The organism is Sphingomonas sp. jy18 (assembly GCF_056931895.1).
On record NZ_JBXPBT010000004.1, the window covers coordinates 45,062 to 62,811 of the forward strand.

Consider the following 17,750-nt stretch of genomic DNA (forward strand, 5'->3'; position numbering starts at 1 on the left):
GCAACCCCCGCCGCTGGCAAAGCCGCGTTCAATCGAGCCGCAGGGTCATGAAGCGGCTGAACGGGTCCGGCCGATAGTCGGCAAAGGGCTCGCAATAGGCAAAACCGTGGCGCAGGTAGAGCGCGTGCGCGGCATCGAACGCGGGGGAGGAGCCGGTTTCGAGGCTGAGCCTGCCAAGCCCGCGGCGGCGCGCCTCGACGATGATATGCTCGAGCATCGCCGCTCCCGCGCCCTTGCGCTGATGCGCGGCATGGGTACGCATCGATTTCACTTCGCCCAGCATGGCATCATGCTGCTTGAGCGCGCCCATCCCGGCCAGTGCCGCACCGTCCCAGATCGACCAGAAGGTGACACCGGGCGCCTTCAGCCCCTCGATATCGAGAAAATGGCAACTGCCCGGCGGGGAATTGGCCAGCATCCCCGCGAAATGCTCTTCAAGCAGGGCGCGGATGGCGGTGCCGGAAAGATCGTCCTCGATGATGCGCATCACATCTCGTCGATCAGCTCGGCCAGCGTCGCCAGGCAATCTTCGGCGAGTTGCATCGACCGTTCGGGGCTCCAGCCCGCGAGCGGATCGGGCAGATCGCGGTTGTCCTTGAAGGGCATTTCCAGCGTCATCGCCACGCAGCCGTAGCGGTTGGCGAGCTGGTTGGTCGACATCGACAGATTGGCCTTGCCCGGTGCCGCGATGCCATAGCCCAGTTCGGTCTGGAAATCGGGGGTGCGCCGCGCCAGGGTCTCGCCATAGCGGGTGAATTTGGCGCCCAGCGCATCCGTCCAGTTGGGAATGCCTTCGAACCCCGCCAGGAACACTGCCGGAATCGCTTCGTCGCCATGCACATCCATGGCAAAATGGACTCCGCTCTCGTCCATCGCGTTGCGCACGCACAGCACCTCGGGCGCGCGCTCGGGGGTCGGCTCATGCCATTCGCGGTTGAGGTTCACACCGGCGAAATTGGTGCGCAAGTGGCCGCGCGCCGATCCGTCGGGGTTCATGTTGGGCACCACATGGATGCGGCATTTCTGGCGCAGCAGCCGACTGTGCGGATTGCCGGCATCGGTCAGCGCGGCGAGTGCGCCCTCCATCCACCATTCGGCCATCGATTCGCCGGGATGCTGGCGCGCGTAGAGCCAGACCTGCTTGTCGCCATCGCCCATTTCCAGGCAATCGATCGGCTGCCCCTCCAGGCTGAAACCGAGGGTGCGGTGGCTGACGCCGTCGCAGGCGGCGATTGCGGCGACCAGATCATGGTGCCGCTCCATCGAATAGGGCGCGAAATAGGCAAACCAGGCGATGCCCGTGGCAAGCGTGGCACGGATGGTGAGCGTGCCGCCATCCTCGGTCGCGTCATAGCTGGTTTGGGCGCATAGCCAGGTTTCGCGGTCCTCGCTCATCCGTGCGGCATAGCCCGGCCAGCCGTCAGGATAGGCCGAGCTGGCGAGGCCGGTGATGCGCAGAACCACCTCGGTCCCCGCCGGCGCGGACGCGCGGAAGTGAAACCATTGGTAGAAATCCGACTCGCGATCCTTGGCGATGGACAGCGTCGCTGTGCTGCCCGCAATGTCGTGGACGACGATGTTGCCGGAATCGAAAGCGGAGGCGATGGCCAGCTGGCTCTGAAAATGCGTCATGGCACGCTGATAGTTTCTCCGGAGCGGCCGGGGAAGTCGGCAAACAGCGCGCTTGCCAATTTGTCTGCGGCGAGGCCCGGTTGCGCCGCTGGCGTGCCGGAACGGGCCAGCCCCTCGGCGCGCCCTTCCCACAGCGCCAGCGCCTCGCCGCGCCGCACGATCTGCACGGTCATGCGCGTGGCGATGACATCGCGCCGGTCGGCGAACAGGCTGGTCAGGTCCAGCCCGACGCCGACCCCGACACCCGAGCGATAGCCGCCGGTGCCGCCGCCGACGCCCACGCTCACCCCGTTGCCGCGTCCGTCGGCCGGGCGTTCCGCGCGATCGATGCCGACCGTGACGATATAGTCCGCCTGGCCTGCTGTCGGCCCCTGCGCGGCACGATAGCCCAGCCGGTCGAGCTGCTGCGCTACCGCGGCCTGATAGCTGCGGTCGGCAAGGCTTGCGCTCTCGCCCGGCGCGGCATCGCGGGCAACGAGCGTGTAGCTGCCGGTCGGAATCGCCGCCGGCGTTTGGATGCGGTGGAAGCGCGTCACCTCGACCGGTGGCAATGCCGTGGCGCAGCCGGTGGCGGCAAGCGCGGCGGCGAAGGCGAGTGGGGCGGCATGATATGGGCGCATCGGATATCTACCTGATCAGGACAACGGCTCGGCCGCAGACTAGGCGCGGGTTCATGGCGCAGCAATGAACGAGTGCAGCGCCCTGTTCCCCCTTGCTCCGCCGATTTCCGCGGTCTGCGGTTGACTTTGCTGCGGTCACACCATAGTGGCGCGCCTTCGCCGACAGTTCCGGCCCGGAGAATCGCGCTCGCCGCGGGACGCTGGTCGATTGTCCGGTATCGCAATTGCAACGCTGTCAAGAAAGCCAGACCGATGAAGATCCGCAACAGCCTGAAGTCGCTCAAGGACCGGCACCGGGACAACCGCGTGATCCGTCGCCGCGGCCGCACCTATGTGATCAACAAGACCAACCGCCGCTTCAAGGCCCGCCAGGGCTGAGCGCGGATTGCAGCCTGATCGTTCAGGCTGCAAGGATGAGGTCGACGCCGCCGTCGGAGCAATCCGGGGGCGGTTTTGCTATGTCTGCTGGCGCATATGCTGCTGGCGCCTGCGTCAGGGGGAGGGTCCGACGAAAATGCCCAAAGCCGTCATTTTCGATGTGGGACAAGTACTGTTCCATTGGGACCTGCGCCACCTGTTCGCCAAGCTGATCGACGATCCGGCCGAGGTCGAGCGATTCGTCACCACCGTCATCACCCCTGAATGGCATTTCCAGAGCGATGCCGGTCGTCCGCTCGACGAGATGATTGCCGAGCGGATCGGTGAATATCCCGACCATGAAGCGCTGATTCGCGCCTATGCGGCCCGGTTCGTCGAGACGATCCCGGGGCCGGTGGCAGGGATGCACGCATTGGTCGAGCAACTCGCCGCAGATGACGTGCCGCTGTTCGTCATCACCAACTTCGGCCATGAATTCTGGCACGACTTCCACCCGACGCAGCCGCTGTTCGGGCATTTCCGCGATATCCTCGTCTCGGGCACCGAGAAAATCGCCAAGCCCGATCCGGCGATCTACCGGCTGGCGCTCGAGCGGTTCGGGCTCAGCGCGGATGAGGCGCTGTTCATCGACGATCGCGCCGACAATATAGCCGGCGCAGAGAGCGTCGGCATCGCCGGGCATGTCTTCGTGGATGAGCCGACGCTGCGGCCATGGCTGCGCGGACACGGCCTCCCCGTCTAGGCGGTTCGGTCTAGGCCATCCCCAGCTGCGTCAGGATGAAGGCCTGTTCCTCGGCATCCTCGCGCAGACTCTCGAACCGGCCGGATTTGCCGCCATGGCCTGCGCCCATGTTGGTCTTGAGCAGCAGCAGATTGCTGTCCGTCTTGGTCGCGCGCAGTTTCGCCACCCACTTAGCGGGTTCCCAATAGGTGACGCGCGGATCGTTGAGGCCGGCGGTGACGAGCAGCGGCGGATAGGCCTGCGCGCGCACATTGTCGTAGGGGGAATAGCTCGCGATCAGGTCATAGGCGTCCGCATCCTCGATGGGGTTGCCCCATTCGGGCCATTCGCCCGGCGTCAGCGGCAGCGATCCGTCGAGCATGGTGTTGAGCACGTCGACGAAGGGGACATGCGCCACGGCGGCACCGAACAGTTCCGGCGCCATGTTGATCACCGCGCCGACCAGTTCGCCACCCGCGCTGCCGCCGGCGATGGAGATGCGGCCGGCGCTGGTCCAGCCTGCGTCGATCAGGCCCTGCGCCACGTCGATGAAGTCGTGGAAGCTGTTGGTGCGCTGCTGCTGCTTGCCGGACAGATACCAGTGCCGCCCCAGGTCGTCGCCGCCGCGGATGTGGGCGATGGCGTAAACGAAGCCGCGATCGACCAGGCTGAGGCGGGTGGTGGAGAAGCCGGGGGGGATGGCGATGCCATAGGCGCCATAGCCGTAGAGGTGGAGAGGACGCAGAAGGTCCTGACCTATGTACGCCTTCTTCCAGATCAGGCTGACGGGTATCATGGTACCGTCGCGCGCCGGGAGCATCAGCCTCTCCGTGGCATAATCGGCGGCGTCATAGCCCGAGGGGACCTCCTGCACCTTGCGCACGACCATGGTCCGTGCCGCCACGTCATAGTCATAGACGGTGCCCGGCGTGACCATCGATTCATAGCCGAGCCGCAGCACACCGGTGCGATAGTCGGGATTTTCCCCCAGCGCCGCGTCATAGCTGGCCTCGGGAAAGGCGATGCGCTCGATGCGCGCCGGATCGTCGTAATAGCGCAGCTCGATCTGGTCCAAGCCCTGCTCGCGGCCCTCGATCACATAGAAATCGGCAAAGGTGGTGACGCCGGTCAGGTAGAAATCGTCCGATCCCGCGATCAGCGTGGTCCATTCGCCCGGCGCGTCGAGCGGCGCGGTGGCGAGGCGGAAATTGGGGTGGGTGTCGTTGGTGTGGATGAACAGGGTGCCGTCATGCTCCTCGACATCATATTCCACGCCCTTGCGCCGGGCCGCGACCAGGATCGGCGTGGCCAGCGGATCGTCCGCAGGCAGCAGCCGCACCTCGCTGGTCTCATGATCGCCGGTCGACAGGATGATGAACCGCTCGGACTGGGTCATCGCCACCCCGGCGTTGAAGCCCTCCTCGGGCTCGTCATAGAGCGTCACATCCTCCGCCGCCGGGGTGCCGAGCCGGTGCAGCAATATCGTGCGCGTGCGCCAATTGTCGTCGACCCGGCCATAGAGCAAAGCCGATCCGTCGGCGGTGAAGACGAGATTGCCGAGCGTCCCTTCGACGCTGTCCTCCCCCCATGTGCCGCGAACGCCGGGCACCGCGTCCGGCAGCGCGGCGCCGCTGGAAAGATCGCGGAAATAGACGGTGTAGCGTTCCGACCCGTTGGTATCGATCGAATAGGCGAGGCGGGTGCCATCCTTGCTGATGTCGAGCGCGCCGAGCCGGAAATAGGCATGCCCCTCAGCCAGTGCCGGCTCGTCGAGGATGCACTGCGGCGCGCCGGTGGGCGCGCCAGCGGCATCCACCGCCTGCCGCCACCAGGTGCGATACTGCCCGCCCACGGCAAATTCCCGCCAGTACAGCCAGTCCCCGTCGCGCACCGGCACCGACTTGTCATCCTCCTTGATGCGCCCCTTCATCTCCTGGAACAGGGTTTCGACCAGCGGCTGATGCGGCGCCATCGCCGCCTCGAACCAGGCATTCTCTGCATGGAGATAGGCGAGGATGTCGGGATCGGACACCGTCGGATAGGCGGGGTCGCGCAGCCAGGCATAATCGTCGGTCAGCGTGCGGTTGTGGTGCGTGGCGCTGTGCGGGCGGCGGGCGGCAACGGGGGGCGATGTGATCATCCGGGCGGACATAGCGGCGGGGGGCGGGGGTGCAAGGGGGGGCGGTGGTTCGCGCCAAGCCGCCAAGCCGCCAAGAGGTAGCCCTGCGGTTCCAGCAAAGCGCATGACAGGTCGGCCGTGGGTGGCCGAGGGAGGCGATGGCCGGGCGGTCGGCCTTATCGGCCCAGCATCTCCAGCCGCTCATCCTCCGTGCAAAGCGCAATTTCGGCCAGCGTGTGCTGCCCTTTGGCGTGGGCGATGCAGGCCAATATGCTGCGCACGGCGAGATCGTCCTGCGCGATGGCAAGATCGCGCAGCGCCAGCGGCAGCAATGCCGCCCACCCGTCCCGATACGCTGCCTCCAGTGCCGCAGGCACCGGCGGGTTGCCATCGGAAAGGCGACCCTCCTCGATCGAGGCCAACAGCGCGTAAGCCCGCCAATCCGGCGATGCGCGCCCTTCGATCACCTGCACAATCGCCCCGACCGCCGCATAGGACGCCGAGTTGACGGTGCCCTGATGGCAGAGCCTGTCCCACAGCTCGTCCGCGGCAGCGTCACCGCCTCCATCCCGCCAGGCCGCTATCGCGGGTCGGGGATCGTAAGGTTCACCATCGGCGTCAAGCCAAGGGCTGGCGGGAATGGGGGGCGTTGTGGTCATCCGCGTGGACATAGCGGCGGGGGGCGGGGGTGCAAGGGGGGCGGTGGGCCGGAAGGGGGGAGCGGACGAGTTGGTGTCAGGCCAGCAGGGAATACATCAGACGTTCATTCGATGTCGGTTCCGGCAGCAACGCCCCCCCAACTAAGTCGTAGCTGATCACGTGACGGCTTTCTAAAGCAGCCGCTCGGCGTCGCGTTGGATCTGGATGCTCGCCTCCGCGTTAGCGGCGATGGCGGTCTGGAAAGGCTATGACCTGACCTTCGCGTCGCGGCGAAGCCTCGCCATCCGACGAAGCGAGCTTCAGCGTCACGACCTCAGCCGCATCGCGATTGAACCACCCCGGTGACAGACCGCAAAGCAGCTCGATATCGGTCGCCGATATCGTGAACTCGGTCGCGAGCAGGTCTGCTTTGCTGCGCACGCCGTTGTCGACGATCAGGTTGAGGCTGTCACGCAAAGCTCGCGGTTGCTGGACGGGCCAGTGCTGATCCAGCGGCTCACCCTTCGACCAGCCCTTCGCCGAATAGAGCTTGTACAGCTGACGGGACAATTCTTCCGGAATAATGTCGAGATCAGATAGACGCTTGATTTGCGCTTTGATCGAAACCCGCCACCTTTCCTTGAGACTAGCTAGCACCGCAAGCGAGCAGCGGCGAACCTCATGTGGATAGCTAGTCGAGGGCATGAGGAAGGCGCTACCGAGCCGAAAGGCTTGGCGCTCAATTACGCGGAGGTTGGCTTTGAATTCCTCGACCGGCACTGATCTATGGAGGATGGCGTGCGCCAGCTCGTGCGCCGCATCCATCTGCCTGCGAGGAAAGGACATCTTGTCAGTCGCGAGAAGCACATGCGGCCGGCCATCAATTGGTGACCAGCTACAAAGACCATCGAGCTTCGTCGTGTTCATCGGGATGGTGGCAACAACAATGCCGACGCGCTCCATCAAGGTGACCATATCGCCGCTCGGTCCCTCGCCGAGGTTCCAGTGCCTACGCAAATCGAGTGCTATCTGCTCGATGTCCGCGTCACGCAGCTGGGTATAGTCGGCGCCCGCCAAGACATCGGGAATATCGACTTCGGGTAGATCGACATAATGGCTAATAATGTAGCTGGCTTCGTGCAGCCACTGCATCTGGGCCTTCTGATACTCCAAGTCGCGAACAAGGGTGCTCGACAGCGAACGCAAGAAGGTCGGACGGTCACTCTCGTAAGTCTCGCGCAGAAAATATTCCGGGCGAACTTGCATCTCGTCGGCGAGATGAAGAAGGGTAGCCGGGTCTGGGGTCTGGTCTGAATCCTCGTCTTCCCATCGTGACACTGCGCTGGCACTTCTATTTAGACGTCGGGCCAGCGCAGCGCGAGACGGGATGCGCCGCGCATTACGGATCTCGGTGAGCCGCGCCGGTATAAACCCTGGAGTACCAATTCTCATGGCTGGAATCCTTACGGCTTCGCACCCTTTTTGGGGTGCGAAGCGGAGAAAAATCAGCGTCTGTCGGTGCGACCGACTTATGCGTGCGAGCCGTTCTCGGCATCGCTATCCGGGCGATTCTCCGGAGGCAAGAACAGCTTGCGCGTCTTGCGGAGCTTGACGTCTGCACCGCGGTCATCGGAACCATTGGGGCCATCCGGGGCTTCGCCACCTTCGCCGTAGCCGCGGAGGAAATCTTCGAGCGACTCGTAGAAGGTGAAGTCCTTGTAGTCGGCGCCGATGACGCCGACAGCGATTTCCTCGATCATGCCCGCATTGTTGCGATCGCGGGCGGTGAGGAAGAGCACGAAGATATCGTTAGCGCGCAGGCTCTTCGGATCATCGAACATGCTCGGCTGAAGATGCCAGTTCAATGAAACGCCGGCGGCACGAGACATGTTCTTCGCAGGCATCTTGCGCGGCTCGGGCATCGCGGCGAAACCGAGGATGACGCCGACCTCCAGACCCTGAAAGCGCGCGAAGGGCTGATAAACGCGCAACTCGGTTCCGGGCATGATGCCGTCCTCGACGAGGTGGCCACCATGAAGCTGGACAACCTCTTCGTAACCCTGCTCCTGAAGGCGAAAACGGATCTGACCTTCGACCTCGCGGCTGCGCTTGGCGTTCAGTGGAATGTTCGACTTCACAACCTCGTGCGCCTTGAACGCCTCAGCGCGATGACGATCTTCGAGGTCGATCCACAATTCCTTCGGAACGGTGTCGAGTATGGTGCGACGAATATCCATGAAGCAGTGCCCCCGTTGGCGATACGGGATTTGTGTCACGAATCTTTGCGTATTGCAAGTGCCGATTGCAAAAAATGTGCGCCTAACGGCATCTGCTGCTGGAATTCGGGCACAATGAAGCGTCGCATCTATAATGTCCGGAAACCTGAGCGTACGACTAAAAGCCGACAGTCCGCACTCGGCCCCAAACAGGAAACTGAACGAGCGGCTGCCGTCGAGGGAGGCGGTGACGTATCATCATGAGTGAAACTGAGAGCGGCCCCGGGTCGAGCCCGGGGCGACGGGGTTTGTAGTCGACTGACACACCCTCACCCTCGCCGCCTTCGTCGGCTCTCCCTCTCCCGCAGGCGGGAGAGGGGTTGGCTGCGCACCCGGTCGCACCGCCTGCACAGCATCCCGCCGCCCCCCCAGCTTGACAGCCCCCGCCCGGAGCGGCAGCGGTTGGCGCGATCACCCCGCACAGGAGCGCACCCCTTGCCGCAGCTTGTCCTCATCCGTCATGGCCAGTCGCAGTGGAATCTGGAGAACCGCTTTACCGGCTGGTGGGATGTCGACGTGACCGAGAAGGGCGCGGAGGAGGCGCGGGCGGCGGGGCGGCTCATGCGGGACAAGGGGCTCGATTTCGACCTGTGCTTCACCTCGCTGCAGACGCGGGCGATCAAGACGCTGCACCTCGCGCTGGAGGAGATGCAGCGGCTGTGGCTGCCGGTGGAAAAGGACTGGCGGCTCAATGAGCGGCATTATGGCGGGCTGACCGGGCTCGACAAGGCGGAGACGGCGGCGAAGCATGGCGACGAGCAGGTCAAGATCTGGCGGCGCAGCTTCGATATTCCGCCCCCCGTTCTGGAGCCGGGCAGCGCCTTCGACCTTTCGGCCGACCGGCGCTATGCGGGCATCGCCATCCCCGCGACCGAGAGCCTGAAGGACACGATCGCGCGGGTGCTGCCCTATTGGCAGGCGCGGATCGTGCCGGAGCTCAAGGCCGGCAAGCGGGTGCTGATCTCCGCGCACGGCAATTCCTTGCGCGCGCTGGTCAAGCATCTGTCGGGCATTTCGGATGCCGACATCACCGGGCTGGAGATACCGACCGGGCAGCCGATCGTCTATGAACTGGCGGACGATCTGCGTGCGGTGGATCGCTATTATCTGTCCGAGCGCTAAGGGGGACGGGTGATGGCGACGCAGGCACCGGGCAAACCCGCGAGCGCCGAGGGGGTGGGCTTCATCCGCCTGCTGCGCGGCGACCCGGCGCCTCGGTTCCGGGTGCGGTCGGTCAGCAATCCCGGCTATAATTTCGATACGGTGGCGGGGCGGACGGTGCTGCTGTGCTTCGGTGGATCGGCGGGCAGCGATCTCGCCAAGCCTGCGCTGGCCGCGGCGCGCGCGCGGCCCGATCTGTTCGACGACACGCGTGCCAGCTTCTTCTTCGTTTCAAACGATCCGCAGGACGAAGCGCAGGCGCGGGTGGGGGACAGCTACCCCGGCTATCGCACCTTCTGGGATTTCGACGGCGCGGTGGCGCGGCTGTTCGGCGTGCTGCCGGCCGATCCGATGCCGGTGGACAAGGCGCCGTTCCGCCCGCTGTGGGTGGTCGTCGACCGGCAGTTGCGGGTGCTGGAGGTGATCCCCTTTGCCAGGGACCGCAGCGACATCGCCCGCGCCATCGCCGCGGTGGAGGCGGTGCCGGTGCCGCGCGCCGACGATCTTTCCCTCGTCCAGGCGCCGGTGCTGCTGCTGCCCAATGTGCTGGAGCCCGAGCTGTGCGCCGAGCTGATCGCGGGCTATCGGCAGGACGGTGGCGAGCCGTCGGGCTTCATGCGCGAGGAGAATGGCAAGACGGTGCTGCGCACCGACCCCGGCCACAAGCTGCGCCGCGACTGGACCATCGGCAATCTCGAGCTGATCGGCCGCTTGCAGGAGCGGTTCAAGCGGCGGATCGTGCCGGAGATCGAGCGGGTCCATTATTTCCGCGTGACGCGGATGGAGCGCTATCTGGTCGGCTGCTACACGGCGGAGGAGGGCGGGCATTTCCGCCCGCATCGCGACAATACCACCAAGGGCACCGCGCATCGCCGCTATGCCGTCTCGGTCAACCTCAACGAGGATTTCGACGGCGGCACGGTGAGCTTCCCCGAATATGGGCCGCGCGGCTACAAGCCGCCGCCGGGGGGCGCGCTGGTCTTCTCCTGCTCGCTGCTGCACTGCGTCGCGCCGGTGACGCGCGGCGAGCGCTTTGCTTTCCTGCCGTTTCTCTATGACGATGCGGCGGCGAAGATCCGGGAAGCGAACAACGCCTTCCTCGACGAGGGCCTGGGCGAATATCGCGCCTGAGCGCGGATTCCGTGCCTAGATAGGTTCAGAAGCTGCCGCTGATCGCCAGCACCCCGATCAGGTAGATGCGGCGGAACTGGCGTTCGCGAAAGTCGATCGGGCCGTCGCGGCGGTCGAGATAGACGTCGCGGCGCAGGTCGTCGCGCGTGTCGATGAGGTTGCGCGCGGTCAGCCGCACGGTCAGCCCGAACACATTCTTGTGCTCGATGAACACCGATGTGATCGGCCGGGTCAGCGATGCGTCGCTGATCTGGTCGAGCCGGAAGACGGGCGCGTTGCGGTCCTCGGAAATCGCCCCGCCCCAGGCGATGGCGCTGCCGGGAATGTCGTGGCGGAAGTCGACGCTCCAGCGCCGGCGCAGGTCGCCGCTGATCCGGCGGGTGTCGCCGGTGAGCGGATCGCGCACCGAAGACCCGCGAAACTCGGCATTGCCGTTGAGCCGTGCGCCACGCCAGCCGATCGCATCGAGCAGCAGCGTGCCGCGCGCGGTGACGCCCCAGCGCCGCGCACTGGGCAGATTGCCGACGCCCTCTTCGGTGGCGGACAGCGGAATGCGATCGACGATGTCGCTGATCCATTCATGATAGCCGCCCAGCGTGATCGATCCGGACGGCCCCAGCGAGCGGATGACCTCTCCGTCAACCCGCCAGCTCTGTTCGGGCACCAGCCGGGTGTTGGCAGCGGACGGCACGTCGTTCTGCACGTCGATGAAGGCGGCGAAATCGAAGAAGCTGAGCTGGCCGACCTGCCGTTCGACGCTGGCGTTGACCGTCAATCGGGGGGAGGCGACCCAGGCCAGCGCGGCCGAGCCCTTGGGCCGGTAGAAGGTGCGGGACAGGCCGCCCGCCCCCGTCTGGCTGATCTTGCTGACCTCGCCGCCCAGCGTGGTCTGCAGCGTCAGGCCGGGCGCGAGCGGCCAGCCGCGCGACAGTGTCGCCTCCCCGCGCCATTCATCGACAAAGGTGTCGCCACCCGGCAACGGGGCGAGAGCAAAGCTGCCATCGGGCTGCAGCGTGCCGAAATCATTGCTGATGTCGAGGAAGTTGTAGGCGCCCTCGAGCGCCAGTTGCCATTGGCGGCCGCTCGCGCCCCAGTCATATTCGGCACGCACCACGCTCTCGCCCTCGTCGGCCAGCCGGTCGAGGCGGCTGCCCATGCGCACCGCGCCGGGCACGCGATCGAGAAAGCTGAACGCGTTGGTCGTCGGGCTGTGTTCGAACCGCTGCAGCCCGATCAGCTTCAGCCGACCGCCACCCAGATCGAAGGCATAGTCGACGCTGCCTTCGACATTCCATTCATCCTCGGTCTGGACGAACAGGTCGTCATAATCGGGCGCGCCGTCGGTCGGGAAAGCCTGTGCGACAAAACGGCTGTCGAACAGGTAGAGTTCGCCCGCCAGATTGACGTTGAGCACCGATCCGTCGCCCCATTCGCGGGTGATCGAGCCGGCAAGGCGCGGCTGGTCGGCATGGAAGGTGACCACCTCGTCGCGCGTCAGCAGCAGCGTGCCGGCGGCATCGGTGGTGATTTCCGGGCCCACCCCGCCACGCCTGAGGCCCTGCGTGTTCGACAGGCTCAGCGTGAAATCGGTGGCACCGATGCGTCCGCTCACCCCGATCGAGCCGGTGTAGAGCTGGTCTTCCACCGTGCGGCGGAATTGCGGATCCCAGCGGAACTGGCCTTCGATCCGGTTGCTGACGACGATGACATTGGCGACCCGCCCGGTCAGCCCGGGGATGCCCAGCGTCGCCCCGTCGACCAGCTCGATGCGTTGCACCGCGCTTGCGGAAATGCGCGACAGGGTGGTGCGCGCATCGTTCGACTTGCCGGAAATGCGCGCGCCGTTGATCAGGATATTCTGGCTGGCCTGGCCCATGCCGCGATCGTCGCTCACCGCCAGCAGCGTGAAGTCCGGGATCTGCTCGACCATGTCGAGCGCGTTGCGGGGGTTGAAGCGGGCGAAATCGGCCGGCGTGTAGGTGACGCTGCCTTGCGACGAACCGGCGGGTGCGGCGTCCGGCTGGGCGAGGGCCGCAGCAGGCAGCGCGCACAACAGCGCGGTTGCCGCACCGCTTGCCAACACCCTGCCATGAAATCCAACCCGCAACCGCGCCATCGTGACGGCTTTAGTCGAACAATCGCGCAACGCAAATAATCTGGCACCAATATGGCGCGATTGATTGGCAGATGTGGCGATGACGACACGCCATTTAGTTAATCGCGCAACAATCAATCGCGCAGCAACTCGTTGATCGCCGTTTTCGAACGCGTCTGCGCGTCGACGCGTTTGACGATCACCGCGCAGGCGAGGGACGGGCCGGGCGATCCGTCGGGCAGCGGCTTGCCGGGCAGCGCGCCGGGCACGACGACCGAATAGGCCGGCACGCGGCCGACGAAAATCTCTCCGGTCGCCCGGTCGATGATCTTGGTGGTGGAGGACAGGAACACCCCCATCGCCAGCACCGCGCCGCGCTCGACATGCACGCCTTCGACCACTTCGGAGCGCGCGCCGATGAAGCAATCATCCTCGATCACCACCGGCTCGGCCTGCAGCGGCTCGAGCACGCCGCCGATGCCGACCCCGCCGGAGAGGTGGACATTGGCGCCGATCTGCGCGCAACTGCCCACCGTCGCCCAGGTGTCGACCATGCTGTTGTCCCCCACCCGCGCGCCAATGTTGACGAAGCTGGGCATCAGCACCACGCCCTTGCCGATGTGCGCGCCGTGGCGGACGATGGCGCCGGGGACGGCGCGGAAGCCTGCCTCGCGAAAACGGTTCTCGCCCCAGCCGGCGAATTTCGACGGCACCTTGTCGAACCAGTTGGACCCGCCGGGTCCGGGGATGATCTGGTTATCGTTCAAGCGAAACGAGAGCAGCACTGCCTTCTTGAGCCACTGGTTGACCACCCAGCCATCGGCGCCCGGCTCCGCCACCCGCGCGCTGCCATCGTCGAGCATGGCCAGCGCGGCTGCGACCGCATCGCGCACCGGCCCCTGCGTGGTGGTGGAGATATCCCCGCGCGCCTCCCATGCGGCTTCGATGGTGGCGATAAGGTCGGTGGTCATTGCATTGCTCCTTTGGCCGCCCCGTCATTGCGAGCGAAGCGAAGCAATGACGAAACAGGCGCGTCATCCGGCGGCGTTTACGCCCTGAAGCCAGCGGGTCAGATCGTCAATATGATGGTCGACATGGGCTGCGTCATGGTCACGATCCCCGCTCTCCGACCCGTTGTCGAGCCAGACGGTGCGGATGCCCATGGCGTGGGCGGGGCGGAGGTTGCGGGTCATGTCGTCGATGAAGATGCTGCGCGTCGGCTCGAAGCCGGGGATCAGCCGCGCCAGCCGTTCGTAGGCGGCGAATTCGGGTTTGGGCAGATAGCCGGTCGCGCGGATGTCGATTATGCGGTCGAACAGATGGGCGATGCCGCGCCGCTCCAGCACCCGCGCGGCATAATCGGCATCGGCGTTGGTGAAGATGTGGCGCGCGCCGGGCAGTGCAGCGAGCGCCGTGGCAAGGGCTGCGTCGGCGGGGATCCGGTCCATGTCGATATCGTGGACATAGGTCAGGAAATCTTCGGGCAGCACGCCATGGTGGCGCATCATTCCGGCCAGCGTGGTGCCATGGTCATGGAAATAGCGTTTCTGGATGACCCGCGCCTCGACCGCATCGCAGCCCACGGTGCGCATGATGAACGCGCCCATCCGCTGGTCGATCTGGGCAAACAGGCCCAGTTCGGGCGGATAGAGGGTGTTGTCGAGATCGAAGATCCAGCAGTCGATATGGGAGGGTACGGGGCTCATGCGACCTGCACCTAGCGTGCGCGCCACAGCAGGGCTAGGCTGGCTTCATGACACGCGCCCTCATCGCCCTGATCGCCGGAGCCCTGGCCATGCTCGCCACCCCTGCCTCTGCCCAGCCGCCGCGCTGGACGCTCGTCATCCACGGCGGCGCCGGCACCATCGAACGGGAGCGGATCACCCCCGAACAGGATGCCGCCATCCGCGCCGCGCTGTCCGCAGCGCTGGCCGCCGGCAGCGCGATACTGGACAGCGGCGGCTCCTCGCTCGACGCGGTCGAGGCGGTGGTGCGGGCGCTCGAGGACGATCCCAATTTCAACGCCGGGCGCGGCGCGGTGTTCACCTATGACGGCACGATCGAGCTCGACGCCGCGATCATGGATGGTCGCACCCGGGCTGCGGGGGCGGTGGCGCGGCTTGCCACCACCCGCCACCCGGTCAGCGCGGCGCGTGCGGTGATGACGGACAGCCCGCATGTGCTGCTGACCGGCAGCGCGGCAGATGGCTTTGCCGCCGAACGCGGCCTCGAGCAGGTCGACAACAGCTGGTTCCAGACCGACATGCGCCGCCGCCAGCTCGATGATTTGCGCGCGCGCCAGGTCAGCGATGCCGGTGCTTCCTGGTACGATGTCGACCTCAAATATGGGACGGTGGGCGCGGTCGCGGTCGATACCTCCGGCCATGTCGCAGCCGCCACCTCGACCGGCGGGCTGACCGGCAAACGCTGGGGGCGCATCGGCGATGCGCCGCTGATCGGCGCGGGCACCTATGCCGACGATCGCGCCTGCGCGGTCTCCGCCACCGGAGCGGGCGAATATTTCATCCGCGTCGGTGTCGCGCACGAAATCTGCGCACGCGCCCGCCTGTCGGGCATGCCGCTGCAGGCGGCGGCGGATGCGGTGATGGCCGAGGTGCGCGATCTCGGCGGATCGGGCGGGGTGATCGTCACCGGCCCGGGCGGAGAGGCGGTGTTCAGTTTCAACACCCCCGGCATGTATCGCGGCCGCGCCACCAGCGCCGGCCTCAGCGAAGTGGCGATCTACGGGGACGAGTGAGCGTCGCCGAAGGGGGGAGAGAATAGATGCCCAGCCTGTCAGCCCGCATCGTCGGCGCGTTGCTGCGCAGCACCGGCTGGGTGTCGCGTCGCTATGCCGGCGGCCCGCACATGCACAAGGTGATCGCCGCGGCGCGCGCCGTGCCCGATGCGCAACCGACCGCCAGGATGCGCAAGCAGCTCGATGTGCGGCAGGAGGTGCTCGACGGGCGCACCGTCTGGACGATCGCGCCCAGGGATCGGGCGCCGTCCGCGCATCTGCTGTTCTTCCATGGCGGCGGCTATGTCTTCTCTGCCGTGCCGCCGCACTTTGCGCTCTACGCCCGGCTGGCGGAGCGGCACGGGATTGCCGTCACCGCGCCGATGTATCCACTCGCGCCCGAACATGGCGTCGACGAGGCAACGGCTTTTGCGCTTGGCGCGTACCGGGCCTTTGTCGAGCGGCATGATGGCCCCTTCGTACTCGGCGGCGATTCGGCGGGCGGCGGCCTGGCCTCGGCGACGGTGATGGCGGCACGCGATGCCGGGCTGCGGCTGCCCGCCGGCCTGCTGCTGATCTGCCCGTGGCTCGACACCAGCGGCACGCATCCCGACCAGCCGGCAATCGAAAAGCGCGATTCGATCCTCAAGCTGCGCGGCATCCGCGATGCGGGCAAACTCTACGCCAAAGATGCGCCAGACACCGATCCGCGCGTCTCGCCCATCCATGGCGACTGGTCCGGCCTGCCGCCGGTGCTGATGTTCGGCGGTCAGGACGATATCCTCGTCACCGATGCGCGGGCGCTGAAAGCGAAGCTGCCGGACGCGGCGTATCAGGAGGGGGCCGGCCTGATGCACGACTGGCCGCTGTTCTTCTTCCCCGAAAGCCGCGCGGCACAGGAGCGGATGGCGGCGTTCATTCTCGCGGCGCGAGAGTCATGACTATCGAATGACCCGCAGCTCAAGACTACGGACCTTTGTCGGAGGCCGGGCCCCTACCCGTTGACCTTGCGCCCCTTTGCCGCTAGTGGCGCGCTCGCCTGACCGATGCGGTGCAGGGCTCTGGCCCGGCGAAACCCGCAGAAATCCGGCGTTACATATTGCCTGAACACTGTTCGATTCGGTGAAGGGTCCGGGGGCGGCTACGCCATCCGGCGCTTTTCGTGTTTTGCGTTCTTTCGTGGAGCCGCCGGCCGTCGATCAGAGTAACCAGCTATTAGGTGAAGACTTCATGCCCACGATCAATCAGCTCGTCCGCAAGGGGCGGGTGCTGCAGAAGACCAAGTCCAAGGTTCCCGCGATGGAAGCGAACCCGCAGAAGCGCGGCGTTTGCACCCGCGTCTATACCACGACCCCGAAGAAGCCGAACTCGGCTCTGCGCAAGGTCGCCAAGGTGCGCCTGACCAATGCCCGCGAAGTCATCACCTACATCCCGGGTGAAGGCCACAACCTGCAGGAGCACAGCGTCGTGCTGATCCGCGGCGGTCGTGTCCGCGACCTTCCCGGTGTGCGTTACCATGTGCTGCGCGGCGTGCTCGACACGCAGGGCGTCAAGGACCGCAAGCAGAGCCGCTCCAAGTACGGCGCGAAGCGTCCGAAGTAATCCAGCGAGTAAGCCCCGGACAGGTTCCGGATGTGGCTGAAGAATACGAAGGAAGAAGAATATGGCACGTCGTCGTCGCCCGGAACGCCGGGAAGTCCTGCCCGATCCCCAGTATGGGGATGTGGTGCTCACCAAGTTCATGAATTCGGTCATGTATGATGGCAAGAAGTCGGTGGCCGAAGCCATCGTCTATGGCGCCCTGCAGACCGTCGAAGCCAAGGCGAAGAAGGAGCCGCTCGCGGTGTTCCACGACGCGCTCAACAATGTGAAGCCGGGCATCGAAGTGCGCAGCCGCCGCGTCGGCGGTGCGACCTACCAGGTGCCGGTCGAAGTCCGCCACGAGCGGGCGCAGGCGCTGGCCATCCGCTGGCTGATCAACGCCGCGCGCAACCGCAGCGAGCCGACCATGGCCGGCCGTCTGTCGGGCGAGCTGCTCGACGCGTCGAACAACCGTGGCAACGCGGTCAAGAAGCGCGAAGACACTCACCGCATGGCCGAAGCCAACCGCGCCTTCAGCCACTATCGCTGGTAATCCGGCGACAGGATCTCGGCGCTGGCCGGGCCTTCGGGTCCGGCCAAGCCTGTTTTGAAGCAAGTTTCGCACCCCCCACGCCGGTGAGCCCGGCACAGGAGTAACGA

General features: G+C 65.9%; 18 protein-coding genes. 8 read left to right on the forward strand and 10 right to left on the reverse strand.

What is annotated here, in order from left to right; translation table 11 throughout:
- Window positions 1-28: 28 nt before the first annotated feature.
- From AC0QC4_RS11035 to AC0QC4_RS11045, 3 genes are read right to left on the reverse strand one after another with little or no spacing between them, the layout of a single operon-like run.
- Entirely contained in the window at window positions 29-487 is a 459-nt protein-coding gene (locus AC0QC4_RS11035; protein ID WP_483660287.1) for a GNAT family N-acetyltransferase, read from the reverse strand.
- A complete protein-coding gene (locus AC0QC4_RS11040) occupies window positions 487-1,632 on the reverse strand; it encodes a M14 family metallopeptidase (RefSeq protein ID WP_483659955.1) in 1,146 nt (381 codons plus the stop codon). Before AC0QC4_RS11040 ends, AC0QC4_RS11035 begins: the two co-directional genes overlap by 1 nt.
- A complete protein-coding gene (locus AC0QC4_RS11045; RefSeq protein ID WP_483659956.1) occupies window positions 1,629-2,252 on the reverse strand; it encodes a DUF4136 domain-containing protein in 624 nt (207 codons plus the stop codon). Before AC0QC4_RS11045 ends, AC0QC4_RS11040 begins: the two co-directional genes overlap by 4 nt.
- A gap of 252 nt (window positions 2,253-2,504) precedes the next feature.
- Between AC0QC4_RS11045 and ykgO the strand changes: the two genes are divergently transcribed.
- Window positions 2,505-2,630: a type B 50S ribosomal protein L36 gene (gene ykgO, locus AC0QC4_RS11050; RefSeq protein ID WP_003046794.1), complete on the forward strand. Its 126-nt coding sequence runs from the start codon at window positions 2,505-2,507 to the stop codon at window positions 2,628-2,630.
- Between the two features lie 136 nt (window positions 2,631-2,766).
- A complete protein-coding gene (locus AC0QC4_RS11055) occupies window positions 2,767-3,372 on the forward strand; it encodes an HAD family hydrolase (protein WP_483659957.1) in 606 nt (201 codons plus the stop codon).
- 10 nt (window positions 3,373-3,382) lie between these two features.
- On the opposite strand, the gene AC0QC4_RS11060 is transcribed toward AC0QC4_RS11055, so the two are convergent.
- The 4 genes from AC0QC4_RS11060 to AC0QC4_RS11075 all read right to left on the reverse strand — a co-directional run bounded on the left by AC0QC4_RS11060 (window position 3,383) and on the right by AC0QC4_RS11075 (window position 8,385).
- Window positions 3,383-5,491 carry a S9 family peptidase gene (locus AC0QC4_RS11060; RefSeq protein WP_483659958.1) on the reverse strand — a complete coding sequence of 703 codons (2,109 nt, stop codon included), beginning with the start codon at window positions 5,489-5,491 and terminating at the stop codon, window positions 3,383-3,385.
- Between the two features lie 155 nt (window positions 5,492-5,646).
- A complete protein-coding gene (locus AC0QC4_RS11065) occupies window positions 5,647-6,129 on the reverse strand; it encodes a hypothetical protein (protein ID WP_483659959.1) in 483 nt (160 codons plus the stop codon).
- A 220-nt stretch (window positions 6,130-6,349) separates the two neighbouring features.
- A complete protein-coding gene (locus tag AC0QC4_RS11070) occupies window positions 6,350-7,561 on the reverse strand; it encodes a helix-turn-helix domain-containing protein (RefSeq protein WP_483659960.1) in 1,212 nt (403 codons plus the stop codon).
- A 77-nt stretch (window positions 7,562-7,638) separates the two neighbouring features.
- Window positions 7,639-8,385, reverse strand: coding sequence for a hypothetical protein (locus tag AC0QC4_RS11075; RefSeq protein WP_483659961.1), 747 nt, complete (start codon window positions 8,383-8,385; stop codon window positions 7,639-7,641).
- Window positions 8,386-8,820: 435 nt separating this feature from the next.
- Here AC0QC4_RS11075 and gpmA point away from each other — a divergent pair, with 435 nt between their 5' ends.
- Window positions 8,821-9,507, forward strand: a complete 687-nt coding sequence (gpmA, locus tag AC0QC4_RS11080) for a 2,3-diphosphoglycerate-dependent phosphoglycerate mutase (protein ID WP_483659962.1) — start codon at window positions 8,821-8,823, stop codon at window positions 9,505-9,507.
- Between the two features lie 12 nt (window positions 9,508-9,519).
- The gene (locus AC0QC4_RS11085; protein ID WP_483659963.1) at window positions 9,520-10,677 is read left to right on the forward strand and encodes a 2OG-Fe(II) oxygenase family protein; all 1,158 of its coding nucleotides are present in this window, start codon (window positions 9,520-9,522) and stop codon (window positions 10,675-10,677) included.
- Between the two features lie 25 nt (window positions 10,678-10,702).
- On the opposite strand, the gene AC0QC4_RS11090 is transcribed toward AC0QC4_RS11085, so the two are convergent.
- From AC0QC4_RS11090 to AC0QC4_RS11100, 3 genes are all read right to left on the reverse strand, one after another.
- Complete coding sequence (locus AC0QC4_RS11090; RefSeq protein ID WP_483659964.1) at window positions 10,703-12,757, reverse strand: TonB-dependent receptor plug domain-containing protein; 2,055 nt, start codon at window positions 12,755-12,757, stop codon at window positions 10,703-10,705.
- A 149-nt stretch (window positions 12,758-12,906) separates the two neighbouring features.
- Entirely contained in the window at window positions 12,907-13,743 is an 837-nt protein-coding gene (gene dapD / locus AC0QC4_RS11095; protein WP_483659965.1) for a 2,3,4,5-tetrahydropyridine-2,6-dicarboxylate N-succinyltransferase, read from the reverse strand.
- A gap of 63 nt (window positions 13,744-13,806) precedes the next feature.
- On the reverse strand, window positions 13,807-14,478 hold the full coding sequence (locus tag AC0QC4_RS11100) for a pyrimidine 5'-nucleotidase (RefSeq protein ID WP_483659966.1): 672 nt from the start codon (window positions 14,476-14,478) through the stop codon (window positions 13,807-13,809).
- Between the two features lie 89 nt (window positions 14,479-14,567).
- Here AC0QC4_RS11100 and AC0QC4_RS11105 point away from each other — a divergent pair, with 89 nt between their 5' ends.
- From AC0QC4_RS11105 to rpsG, 4 genes are all read left to right on the forward strand, one after another.
- Entirely contained in the window at window positions 14,568-15,530 is a 963-nt protein-coding gene (locus AC0QC4_RS11105; protein WP_483660288.1) for an isoaspartyl peptidase/L-asparaginase family protein, read from the forward strand.
- Between the two features lie 26 nt (window positions 15,531-15,556).
- Complete coding sequence (locus tag AC0QC4_RS11110; RefSeq protein ID WP_483659967.1) at window positions 15,557-16,450, forward strand: alpha/beta hydrolase fold domain-containing protein; 894 nt, start codon at window positions 15,557-15,559, stop codon at window positions 16,448-16,450.
- Window positions 16,451-16,739: 289 nt separating this feature from the next.
- Window positions 16,740-17,111: a 30S ribosomal protein S12 gene (rpsL, locus tag AC0QC4_RS11115; RefSeq protein WP_483659968.1), complete on the forward strand. Its 372-nt coding sequence runs from the start codon at window positions 16,740-16,742 to the stop codon at window positions 17,109-17,111.
- Window positions 17,112-17,172: 61 nt separating this feature from the next.
- Window positions 17,173-17,643, forward strand: a complete 471-nt coding sequence (rpsG, locus tag AC0QC4_RS11120; RefSeq protein ID WP_483659969.1) for a 30S ribosomal protein S7 — start codon at window positions 17,173-17,175, stop codon at window positions 17,641-17,643.
- Window positions 17,644-17,750: the final 107 nt, after the last annotated feature.

Bases quoted from the DNA above. Each gene is read 5' to 3' on its own strand.
- AC0QC4_RS11035 (WP_483660287.1), bottom strand. From the start codon at position 487: ATGCGCATCATCGAGGACGATCTTTCCGGCACCGCCATCCGCGCCCTG.
- AC0QC4_RS11040 (WP_483659955.1), bottom strand. From the start codon at position 1,632: ATGACGCATTTTCAGAGCCAGCTGGCCATCGCCTCCGCTTTCGATTCC.
- AC0QC4_RS11045 (WP_483659956.1), bottom strand. From the start codon at position 2,252: ATGCGCCCATATCATGCCGCCCCACTCGCCTTCGCCGCCGCGCTTGCC.
- ykgO (WP_003046794.1), top strand. From the start codon at position 2,505: ATGAAGATCCGCAACAGCCTGAAGTCGCTCAAGGACCGGCACCGGGAC.
- AC0QC4_RS11055 (WP_483659957.1), top strand. From the start codon at position 2,767: ATGCCCAAAGCCGTCATTTTCGATGTGGGACAAGTACTGTTCCATTGG.
- AC0QC4_RS11060 (WP_483659958.1), bottom strand. From the start codon at position 5,491: ATGATCACATCGCCCCCCGTTGCCGCCCGCCGCCCGCACAGCGCCACG.
- AC0QC4_RS11065 (WP_483659959.1), bottom strand. From the start codon at position 6,129: ATGACCACAACGCCCCCCATTCCCGCCAGCCCTTGGCTTGACGCCGAT.
- AC0QC4_RS11070 (WP_483659960.1), bottom strand. From the start codon at position 7,561: ATGAGAATTGGTACTCCAGGGTTTATACCGGCGCGGCTCACCGAGATC.
- AC0QC4_RS11085 (WP_483659963.1), top strand. From the start codon at position 9,520: ATGGCGACGCAGGCACCGGGCAAACCCGCGAGCGCCGAGGGGGTGGGC.
- dapD (WP_483659965.1), bottom strand. From the start codon at position 13,743: ATGACCACCGACCTTATCGCCACCATCGAAGCCGCATGGGAGGCGCGC.
- AC0QC4_RS11100 (WP_483659966.1), bottom strand. From the start codon at position 14,478: ATGAGCCCCGTACCCTCCCATATCGACTGCTGGATCTTCGATCTCGAC.
- AC0QC4_RS11105 (WP_483660288.1), top strand. From the start codon at position 14,568: ATGCTCGCCACCCCTGCCTCTGCCCAGCCGCCGCGCTGGACGCTCGTC.
- AC0QC4_RS11110 (WP_483659967.1), top strand. From the start codon at position 15,557: ATGCCCAGCCTGTCAGCCCGCATCGTCGGCGCGTTGCTGCGCAGCACC.
- rpsL (WP_483659968.1), top strand. From the start codon at position 16,740: ATGCCCACGATCAATCAGCTCGTCCGCAAGGGGCGGGTGCTGCAGAAG.
- rpsG (WP_483659969.1), top strand. From the start codon at position 17,173: ATGGCACGTCGTCGTCGCCCGGAACGCCGGGAAGTCCTGCCCGATCCC.